Origin of the sequence: Xenorhabdus sp. Sc-CR9 (assembly GCF_963897815.1) — a bacterium.
Lineage (GTDB): Bacteria > Pseudomonadota > Gammaproteobacteria > Enterobacterales > Enterobacteriaceae > Xenorhabdus.
Genome location: NZ_CAWQTY010000238.1, coordinates 1 through 9,027 on the forward strand (window position 1 = coordinate 1; position 9,027 = coordinate 9,027).

10 protein-coding genes are annotated in these 9,027 nt (G+C 34.6%); 4 read left to right on the forward strand and 6 right to left on the reverse strand.

Annotated features, from left to right (window positions below; all coding sequences use genetic code 11):
• Window positions 1–198: hypothetical protein (locus AACQ81_RS19045; RefSeq protein WP_237388249.1), on the forward strand; the 198-nt coding region annotated here is incomplete at its 5' end.
• A gap of 125 nt (window positions 199–323) precedes the next feature.
• Here the strand turns inward: AACQ81_RS19045 and AACQ81_RS19050 are convergent.
• The 5 genes from AACQ81_RS19050 to AACQ81_RS19070 form a co-directional block, all read right to left on the reverse strand.
• Complete coding sequence (locus tag AACQ81_RS19050; protein WP_237388250.1) at window positions 324–533, reverse strand: protealysin propeptide domain-containing protein; 210 nt, start codon at window positions 531–533, stop codon at window positions 324–326.
• A gap of 290 nt (window positions 534–823) precedes the next feature.
• Window positions 824–1,882: a M4 family metallopeptidase gene (locus AACQ81_RS19055; RefSeq protein ID WP_237388251.1), complete on the reverse strand. Its 1,059-nt coding sequence runs from the start codon at window positions 1,880–1,882 to the stop codon at window positions 824–826.
• Between the two features lie 228 nt (window positions 1,883–2,110).
• Window positions 2,111–3,163 carry a M4 family metallopeptidase gene (locus tag AACQ81_RS19060; protein WP_237388252.1) on the reverse strand — a complete coding sequence of 351 codons (1,053 nt, stop codon included), beginning with the start codon at window positions 3,161–3,163 and terminating at the stop codon, window positions 2,111–2,113.
• 246 nt (window positions 3,164–3,409) lie between these two features.
• Window positions 3,410–4,318, reverse strand: a complete 909-nt coding sequence (gene hemF, locus AACQ81_RS19065) for an oxygen-dependent coproporphyrinogen oxidase (RefSeq protein ID WP_237388253.1) — start codon at window positions 4,316–4,318, stop codon at window positions 3,410–3,412.
• Window positions 4,319–4,486: 168 nt separating this feature from the next.
• Window positions 4,487–4,654 (reverse strand): helix-turn-helix domain-containing protein, encoded by a 168-nt coding sequence (locus AACQ81_RS19070; protein WP_237388254.1) that lies wholly within the window; start codon window positions 4,652–4,654, stop codon window positions 4,487–4,489.
• A 605-nt stretch (window positions 4,655–5,259) separates the two neighbouring features.
• On the opposite strand from AACQ81_RS19070, the gene AACQ81_RS19075 reads away from it, so the two are divergent.
• Entirely contained in the window at window positions 5,260–6,159 is a 900-nt protein-coding gene (locus AACQ81_RS19075) for a YopJ family acetyltransferase (protein ID WP_237388255.1), read from the forward strand.
• A gap of 525 nt (window positions 6,160–6,684) precedes the next feature.
• Window positions 6,685–7,107 carry a GNAT family acetyltransferase gene (locus AACQ81_RS19080; RefSeq protein ID WP_237388256.1) on the forward strand — a complete coding sequence of 141 codons (423 nt, stop codon included), beginning with the start codon at window positions 6,685–6,687 and terminating at the stop codon, window positions 7,105–7,107.
• A gap of 39 nt (window positions 7,108–7,146) precedes the next feature.
• On the opposite strand, the gene AACQ81_RS19085 is transcribed toward AACQ81_RS19080, so the two are convergent.
• Window positions 7,147–7,581, reverse strand: a complete 435-nt coding sequence (locus AACQ81_RS19085) for a hypothetical protein (protein WP_237388257.1) — start codon at window positions 7,579–7,581, stop codon at window positions 7,147–7,149.
• 294 nt (window positions 7,582–7,875) lie between these two features.
• Between AACQ81_RS19085 and AACQ81_RS19090 the strand changes: the two genes are divergently transcribed.
• Window positions 7,876–8,496, forward strand: coding sequence for an RpoE-regulated lipoprotein (locus tag AACQ81_RS19090; RefSeq protein WP_237388258.1), 621 nt, complete (start codon window positions 7,876–7,878; stop codon window positions 8,494–8,496).
• The last annotated feature ends 531 nt before the right edge of the window (window positions 8,497–9,027 follow it).

Here is a 9,027-nt window from a genome sequence, read left to right on the forward strand (position 1 = left end):
CTCCAGGGGATTAATGAAAGGCTCCTGCCTTTCACCGGAGGCCAGCCTTTGGCTGGGCAAATTCGTTCCCGACGAATTTGTCATTCCCTTGCCGTCGCGCTGCATCTTGAAATCCAATGGGTATATATACCAATAGATTATAATAACGATAGTGAGATAATCACTAAATTTTTTCTTATATGCCTGTTTTTTATCTAATAAATTGTTTCATTTGTCCTCTTTGAGAAAGAATATAAATTAACGCTGTAATGACTACTCAGATAAATTTTTTTGTAATCGCTCTGGCGTTAAAAAACTCACTTCCCTGAGAGAGGATAGTTTTTTCATACTTCTGAAATGGTTTTTTTATTATAAATTAAGGCGTTATCTTTATATTGAATAGCATCTTCCTTTGCCGATTTTTTCATTAGACTATTAACATGGTCTAATGTATTCAATATGCATTTTTTATCTTTGGAATCACAAGATTGCGAAATATATTCCAGCAAATTAGGAGGGATTATACTTTTTTTACATGCTTTACTTTTACACATAATAATACCCTATTTATAAGTTGCAATATTTGTATTTATTTCTACCCATACAAATATTAGCTAAATCAACAATATTAGTCACTACTAAAAATGTAAATTTTTTATAATGTGATCTTAATAAGTAAAATAACTAAATTTAAGGCGACAAAGGGATGGAATTTTATTGATGAATGGCGGGCTTAGAGAAAGGTGAAATTCGAGTTAAGATAATATTAGCAATGTGAAAAAAATATATAAAGATAATCAAAGACTTTCCTTAGCCTTTGATTATCAGAGGGGTATTATTATTTTCACAGTGAAACGCCGACTCGATTCCATGAATCAGTTACAATTTTTGAAATTTCCTTATCAAATAATTTTTCTGCATTGGCGGCAGTTAACACTGCAAAATCACTAAAGCTGGCTTTATGGGATAAACGTTTATCCAATAAGGTTTCATACCAGATTTTTCCTGCTTGTTCCCATGCATAACCTCCCAACGCGATTGCCAATAAATAAAATGCTCTATTTGGTATGCCAGAATATTTGTGAACACCTCCGTTGTCATCCTTGAAAGGCAAATCTTGATACTGATCCATATGACCTACTTGGTTATCTTTGGGGTTAGCACTGCCAGGATTTTTGAATGAGCGTAAAGCAATATTGGGGTCATTGTCTGGATTGAGCGCAGGTCCAAATATCCCTTGTCCGATTAACCAATCAGATTCGTTGACCTTTTGATTGTTTGCATACTGTTTTACCATAATACCGAATATATCAGAGATAGATTCATTCAATGCACCAGATTGATAAGCATAATCAAGGCTTGCTTCACTTTCTGTTACCCCATGGGTTAACTCATGGGCGGTAATATCAATGCAGGAGGTAAAGCAATTAAAGTAGGGTGCATAACCATCACCAAAAACCATTTGGTTGTTATCCCAAAATGCATTCATATAGTTTTTCTGATAATGTACAGTAGCTACTAACTTAATGCCTTGATTATCAATTGAGTTACGTCCAAATATTTTCTTATAGAATTCATATGTCTTACCAAGAAAAATATAAGCTTTATTGGCTGCTGTATCAGAGCTTGTAGCCACTCCCTCACTTAAAATTAATATTTTCCCTGGGTAGTCGTCTTTACATTTAGCATTGTAAATAGTTCGATTTAGATGATTATCAAATCCTGGTTGGTATCCAGGTATTAGAGTATCCATCTCGGGGTAGTTTTTCATTAAATGATAAACATGATTTAATGTTTTTAATATATAACCTTTGTCACTTTGACCACAAATTTTAACAACATATTCCAATATAGAGGGCGGTATTATACCTGATTTGTTTAATTTAGTTTGATGGTTTTGCATAAGAATACCCCGCTTTTAGATATCTTGTATATATACTTATAGGTAACATTATTAATTATTAATCTAAATAGTGGTATTTTCTACTTTTCGAAAATTTTTTGATTATATTTTAAATGTTAATTTATAAATATAATAAAGGGCTATCCTTAACCCTTTATTATATTATTTTAGGTTTATCTTCTAGTTACGGTTATTAACCTTAATTGATATTGTATTAACTAAAATTTTTTAAACTAGAACACCAACTTCCTTCCAACTATTTTTAATAATAGTTGCGATTTTTTTATCAAATAATTTTTCAGCATTTTCGATTGTTAGTTCAGCAAAGTCATCAAAATCTGCATCTGAATATAATCGTTCGTCCAGCAACGTTTCGTACCAGATTTTTCCCGCTTTTTCCCAGGCATATCCACCTAGAGCAATTGCTGCTAAATAAAACGCTCTATTAGGAATACCTGATAAGATATGAACACCACCATTATCCTTTGAGAAAGGCATATATTCAGATTGATCCATATGGCCTATTTGCTTATCTGCAAAAAAAGCTTCTCCTGGATTAATAAAACTACGTAAAGCAATATTAGATTTATTATCTGGGTTAAATTTATAACCTAATAATCCTTGCCCTAATAACCAATTTGATTCATCGGCTTTTTGGTTGTTGGCATACTGTTTAACCATAATACCAAATACATCTGCGATAGATTCGTTCAGCGCGCCAGATTGATAAGCGTAAAAAAGATTAGCTTCGCTTTCAATAACTCCATGGGTTAGTTCATGCGCTATAACATCGATAGAAGAGCTAAAGCGATTGAAATATTTACCATCACCATCACCGAATACTATCTGTCTTCTAGACCAAAAAGCATTCAGATAGTTTTCGCCATAATGAACGGTGGCAATTAATTTCATCCCTTTGTTGTCGAGGGAGTCCCGGTTAAAAACTTTTTTATAGAACTCATATGTTTTGCCCAGATGATCATAAGCCTCATTAACAGCAACATCAGAATGTTCAGCCATACCTTCACTTCGGGACAATTTTTTTCCTGGGAATATCTCTTTATGTTGAGCATCATAGATAATTCGGTTTAATTTATCATAAGATTTGGATTCTTCTTCCCGAAAAGAAGTATCATCTTCGATAGAGGTATTCATCAAGTTATTAACATGATCCAATGTCTTTAATACATATTGATTAGTGCACTCATCGCAATTACCAGATATGTACTCCAAAACAAATGGTGGGATTAAGCTGTATTTTTCAATTTTATTATTGTTCATAGTTATACCCTATTTTTTTGTTATATGTTGTGTTTGTATTTTTGGGCCCGGATTGAATATTACCTACAATTAATAAACGAGTCATTAGGGAAGATATTAACTTTTTATGGCAGAGTATTGCTAATGAGGAATGATAAATATTTTTGTCAATACTCTGATATATTTTCAAAGGATTTTAAAAGAAAGACTGACATAATGGGAATTTGAAACAGGAATATAAAAATTACTTTATATTCCTGTTATTAGTTATACCCAATCTTTTTTTATCAGAAATGAGGAATATAATTCGGATTCTGGCGAGTTAGGCTCTGGAGAGTAACCATATTCCCAGCGCACCAAAGGAGGTATAGACATTAATATAGATTCAGTTCTACCACCACTTTGCAGGCCAAAGAGAGTTCCCCTATCCCAAACTAAATTGAATTCAACATAGCGGCCTCGACGATATAACTGGAATTGTCTTTCACGATCACCCCAAGTGATGTCTTTTCTTTTCTCTACAATGGGTAGATAAGCAGATAAAAACCCATTACCGACAGCTTTTGTGAAATTAAAACAGGTATCAAAATCAGGTGTATTTAGATCGTCATAAAATAATCCGCCAATACCACGAGGTTCATTTCGATGTTTAATAAAAAAGTAGTCATCACACCATTTTTTATATTTAGGATAAATATCATCGCCAAACGGTTGGCATAAGGTTTTGGCAACGTTGTGCCAGTGAATGACGTCTTCTCTGAAACCATAATAAGGTGTGAGGTCAAAACCCCCGCCAAACCACCATACAGGAGATTCGCCTTCTTTTTCGGCAATGAAAAAGCGCACATTTGCATGACTGGTTGGGACGTAGGGATTTAGGGGATGAATAACGAGAGATACGCCCATGGCTTGATAGCTGCGGCCAGCTAATTCCGGTCGATGAGCGGTAGCAGATGCAGGCATTGAAGTTCCCATAACATGAGAAAAATTCACGCCGGCTTGTTCAAAAATATTGCCTGCTGTTAATACGCGGCTGCGCCCGTTACCACCTTCTTCTCGCTGCCAATAATCTTCCATAAAGGTTGAATGGCCATCAATTTGTTCTAGTTGCTTGCAGACTTGATCCTGTAATGAGAGGAAAAAATGTTTAACTTGAGTTATATTGGGTGTATTCATAATTAAAGTGTAACCGATTGATATTAAATGGATAGATGTTATTTTTTTAACTGGAGTTTTTTGTTCGTTTATATAATTGTTTATATATAAAACACTGAACGAACCTATAAACAAAACATAAGATAAGAACAATGTGGAAAAAAAGAAAGAATAAGAGTGAATTTGTGTTCAATAAAGAAAGGTTGGCATGTCAAACGTTCCGACCCCGTGAAGAAGTTGCAACGCATTTCGTCGGAACCTATTAAGCAATGGAGGAGGCAGAAAACTGGTAGTACCGTGTTTACGTAATGCAGCAATAATATCAGCTTGATGCCAGTCAGTTCTGATGTTATTCATTCCTGCTACTCTGCCATTAATTGAAAAAATTGATGGTGGCGATTCAAGCAAGGTTCGCATTACCGGGCTAAGATTCCGGTAAGGCCAAAGCCTCCCTTGTCTGAATCACCATTGAAAGGGTGATAGGGGGCACTGGTAGAAACACCTACCAGTGTTCTTGACTCAGGGATGCGAAGTCCTGACCATTGGTATTTGCCAATGGCGGGGTTCTTTAACTGATTGGTTTATCTGACACAATAAGTGAACTCGTATAATCGCGCTTGAAGTTACCGAAACCAATCACCTCCTCCGGCATAAATTCGAGATATTGGACAGGCAATCTCATTAACAACATGAAAAATAATAAGAAATAAAGCTAACTATGATGTTCTGGCATACAAAGAATTATTGTTTGTTATTTAACAAAATAATTGCATTAAGTACTTTCTTTGAAAACAAAGTTGAGTAAAATACAATAAATATAATTTTTGACAAGGTAACACTGTCATGATTATCTGTGTCTCTCAAGATAAAAAATCCCCTGATAATCAGAACGAGGGATAGTCTTTTTAAGAAGTTAAATAAACTAATTATGTTTTTTCAGATAACCAATTGGAGTATTAAAAATGCCTGATAAAAATTCGTTAAAATCGTATATAGATAAAATTCAATCAAATAAACAAAACAATATTCAATTCAATAATATACGGATGGATGTGGTTAATTGTGAAATAATATTAAAGCATTTGAATGCAACGTCTAGTATAAATGCTCATCCTACTATTATGACTGCAAATGAGTTTGCTGACTCTGTAAATAAATTAAATAATTTAAATTGCAGGGAACACAAGCGGTTTGTGATTAACGCTGGTGATGATAGAACGCATTTTGCCGCAGTTAATGTTTTTAAAGATATGGACAATAATATTTCCATCATTTTTGTTGATTCAAGTCGTGGAAAGAATCAGTTTATTCTTTTTACACTATATTTTACGCTTAATAAACTTAATAATGTCTCCAACATAAAAACCCTTTATATTTATAACCAAATACAAAATAGCGATGCAGATTGCTTGCTTTTTTCACTTCATTTTTTGAAAAAGATGCATAAATATAGTGATCACTTTGTAAAGCTTCATCAAGATATTTTTAATGATAAAATAGAATTTATTAGAGAAAATCATGCACCTTACGCTCCAGAACTTGATGATGCTTCATTAAAGAAGGCTCGGGTTGTATTTTTCGATCAAGCAATAAAATTATTACCTATTGATTTTTTTAAACATACACAGTCAATGAACCTAATGAATACTTATAATGGTTACTTCAAAAGTCATTATGGTGAAATAAATAAGGATATGAAAGCGAATAAACAGCCAAGAGGAAGAGAGACATTGATAGACAGATTTAAGCGTCATGAAGTGACCCGTACGATTAACGAAAAGGAACGTACCTACAGTAACTCTATTGAAGAAAAAAGGCTTAGTCTTGCTGAGGTTGCGCTACGTTGGCTCGATGAGTCATGAATAAAAACAATAAATTATATCAGTAACATTATTACTTTTCATTTTTCACATCGCCTCTTCGAGATAGAGATGGTTTTTGGCTATTACAAGTCCAAATTTAAAGCGGGATTTATCAATAAAGCCCATTTTATCAAGAGTGAAAATAAAATTGTCTCTGCTTTTTGCACTTCTGTATTTGCTATCTCCGGTTTATCTGATTTCGTTTACCTGCCAGAAGACCCCCTGAAAAATCCTTTTCGCCCTTTAGCTATACACAATTCTCTGAAAGCCTTGTCACATCTGAGTTGGTGACAATTAACCCTATTCACCCACGGTATACCCTATACACGCTTTCTTTTCCGTGTAGAGTTTTAAGTTTTTTATCACTGAGCTTGGGTGTATTCATTTCTTTTTTCATTTTGGTAAGTTTATGGCTATCAGGAGTATACCTGTTAGTATCAGTAAGTGCATTTTCATATTGATTCCCAAATAAAACCAGTGATAATTAACGCTGATTCAATTGCTTATTAAATAGGCTTACTAACTATGGAAATTCGGGTGTTTCGGCAAGACGATTTTGAAGCCGTTATTACACTTTGGGATCGCTGTGATTTGATTAATTCTGGTAATGATCCAGAACTAGATATTGAGCGTAAGATAACCCATGATGCTGATTTATTTTTGGTTGCTGAAGTTGCTGGGGAAGTGGTTGGTTCAGTTATGGGCGGCTATGACGGGCATCGTGGTCATGCTTATTATCTGGGCGTCCATCCTGAATTTCGGGGCCGAGGAATAGCGAATGCGTTGGTTTCTCGTCTGGAAAAAAAATTATTGGCAAGAGGGTGCCCAAGTATTTTGATCATGGTTCCAGAAGAAAATGATGCAACTATTTGTATGTGTGAAAAAATGGAATATGATTATTTAGGGCAGGAAAATTCTGTTTTTAAGAAAAGTTTAATTATTGAATAAATATAAATAATAGGAAATGGCTGAGCGGTTTTTTACTATTCAGCTATTTTTATATGCTTTCATTGAATGCCTTATAAAATAAATTAGTTTAATTAGATGGTTATTTTTTACTACAAGAAGATCTTTTGACATCAAGGGGGTTTTATTATCATCATTATGATGATCGACTTTTATTTTAATGTCTCCATTAATATCTTTAAATATATAATGATGTTCAATGGCAGAAAAGTCGGGTTTTCCCTTTAATACCATCCAATCATAAGGTAATTGACTGTTAGCGTAATATTCATGGCAGGCATGGGTTATTTTTCTCTTATTTTTCTTACGTAGAGTACGAATTAGTGAATCATGAAAAGTGATTGATTCAATCACTTTTTCAATCACTCTTTGGTCAGGTATTTTTACTGTCCCATGGGGGGAGAGTATGATAATAAATACAATTGCAATCAATGAATTGAACATAAATGTAATCATCTTAAATTTCAATGTAATGTAAATATTGCTTAACTGTAACTGTGTTTTTTTAAACAATTTTTCAATGTTGCGTCATTAATATATTTTTTTGGTTTTTGTTGATGGAATGTTTTTCTACTCATGTATGGGGGTAATAATTAACAAGAAAAAATCAATAGCAATATACAAAATAATAACTGGAAAAATAATTGGTAATGTTATTACAATAATTGCCATGGTTTTTATCTATTTTATGGAGTTCTATACCCATGGATTTCAAGTTACAGCCCTTAGAAGCTAAGGTAAGAAACAGTGATGAATAAATTTTTTATCTTCAATGAATTTTCCAAGCATCGAATTGTTGTGTCCAGTGGCTTAGTGGGGTGCTCACTATTGTTAACTGCTTGTGCTGGAGCGTCAGAGTTTTCGTGGTCTTCGCTATCACCTTTTAACTGGTTTGATCGTCCCTTCAATGTTTCTGAACAGGGAGTCGGAAACATTAATCAACAGACGAATATGACCCAATCTGCAATTGAGCAGGAATTGGAAGGTAAATATCGTCTGCGGAGTGGTATGGAAACGAAAGATGGCAAGTTAATCAGCATCATTCAGGGAATGGAAAATAATCAGGTAAAACTCGAATTTTATGGTTCGGTCAATGGTAAAGTTAATCGTATTGATGTGCGGGATGAAGATATCAAAACAATTTGGGGGACGAAAATAGGCACACTTTTCTCTGATGTGTATGACAAGGCATTTGGAGCCTGCCAGCGGTCTAATGATTTCACTACGCAGCCCACAGTTATCTGTACTGCCCCACAAAGCCAGCATGTCAGCTATGTTTTTAGCGGAATTTGGGATGGTCCTGAGGAATTAATGCCTTCTGATGACGTTCTGAAGGATTGGAAAGTTTCGCAAATCATCTGGAAGTATTGATAAAACATCAAAAATGACTTCTTCCTGATTCATCTTCAGTCATTGCGCCATGACATTAACGTTTCTATGGCGCAAGCTACCGTGGCTGTTTTTGGCAGTATTGATCCCAGAAGGCAATGATAAGGATGGCAGCTACGTATTATACACAATGGATTTCAAGTTGCATCGCGACGGCAAGAGAGCAAATCCCCGGGAGCATAGATAACTATGTGACCGGGGTGAGCGAGCGCAGCCAACAAAGAGGCAGTTTGAAAGACGAAGTGTATAGTTCAATGTTATGAGTATATAGTAGAAATAAACCTGTACAGTTACCGGCGTGAAGAGGGTAGCTAAGGACGTGTGCTCTGTGTACCTGACATCCACATCCAGCATCTTAGTATTTTTCTGTGATTTTTCATTTAAATTAGAGCGTGTTGATCTTTTTGGTATAAAAAGCAAGCAGCAAATGGGGCTGTTATAATGGTTTCGCCAAAAATCAAAACAATTACCCCAAATGCCAAGACTAATGTTAACAGATGATAGCTGGAAATT

What these genes read in the sequence shown, in the direction of transcription:
- AACQ81_RS19050 (WP_237388250.1), bottom strand. Translation starts at nt 533, where the DNA reads ATGTGTAAAAGTAAAGCATGTAAAAAAAGTATAATCCCTCCTAATTTG.
- AACQ81_RS19055 (WP_237388251.1), bottom strand. Translation starts at nt 1,882, where the DNA reads ATGCAAAACCATCAAACTAAATTAAACAAATCAGGTATAATACCGCCC.
- AACQ81_RS19060 (WP_237388252.1), bottom strand. Translation starts at nt 3,163, where the DNA reads ATGAACAATAATAAAATTGAAAAATACAGCTTAATCCCACCATTTGTT.
- hemF (WP_237388253.1), bottom strand. Translation starts at nt 4,318, where the DNA reads ATGAATACACCCAATATAACTCAAGTTAAACATTTTTTCCTCTCATTA.
- AACQ81_RS19070 (WP_237388254.1), bottom strand. Translation starts at nt 4,654, where the DNA reads ATGAATAACATCAGAACTGACTGGCATCAAGCTGATATTATTGCTGCA.
- AACQ81_RS19075 (WP_237388255.1), top strand. Translation starts at nt 5,260, where the DNA reads ATGCCTGATAAAAATTCGTTAAAATCGTATATAGATAAAATTCAATCA.
- AACQ81_RS19080 (WP_237388256.1), top strand. Translation starts at nt 6,685, where the DNA reads ATGGAAATTCGGGTGTTTCGGCAAGACGATTTTGAAGCCGTTATTACA.
- AACQ81_RS19085 (WP_237388257.1), bottom strand. Translation starts at nt 7,581, where the DNA reads ATGATTACATTTATGTTCAATTCATTGATTGCAATTGTATTTATTATC.
- AACQ81_RS19090 (WP_237388258.1), top strand. Translation starts at nt 7,876, where the DNA reads ATGAATAAATTTTTTATCTTCAATGAATTTTCCAAGCATCGAATTGTT.